At 69.1% G+C, this 550-nt stretch carries 1 protein-coding gene; it reads left to right on the top strand.

What is annotated here, in order from left to right:
• Positions 1–550 (top strand): cadherin repeat domain-containing protein (locus tag WG924_RS28290; RefSeq protein WP_345936340.1); only part of this gene is annotated, 550 nt, incomplete at both ends.

The following is a 550-nucleotide window of genomic DNA, read 5'->3' as shown; positions in this document are numbered from 1 at the left end:
CGGGCGGTTTGTCGGCGGCGCTGGCGGTGACGCTGGCGGTTGGCGATGACGGCGTGACGCCGGTCGTGCCGGTGCTGACCGGGCGGACGGTGGCCGAGAATGCGGCGGGTGCGGTGATCGGAACGCTGCCGGACCCGGATGGCGGCAGCTATACGGTTGACGATGCCCGGTTCGAGATCGTCGATCGGGATGGCGTGCAGACGCTGAAGCTGCGCGATGGCGTCAGCCTGGATCGCGAGGCGGCGGCGACGATCCGCCTGGTGATCACCTCGATGGCCTCGGATGGCGCGACGCTTGCGGGGACGGTGACGATCACCGTGGCCGATGTGAACGAGATGCCGACGGCGCCGGTGGTGTCGGGAACGGTTGTGGCCGAGAACGCGGCGGGTGCGGTGATCGGGCGGGTGAGTGCCAGTGATCCGGATGCGCCGGCGAGCGGCAATGGCCAGCTCACTTACAGCGTCGACGATGCGCGGTTCGAGATCGTGGGCGGTGTGCTGAAGCTGCGTGATGGCATCAGCCTGGATCACGAGGCGGCGGGCACGATCGA

It is taken from the genome of Tistrella arctica, from assembly GCF_039630945.1.
GTDB lineage: Bacteria > Pseudomonadota > Alphaproteobacteria > Tistrellales > Tistrellaceae > Tistrella > Tistrella bauzanensis.
The sequence above is the reverse complement of the archived record's forward strand: the minus strand, read 5'-3'. Positions and strand labels throughout refer to the sequence as shown.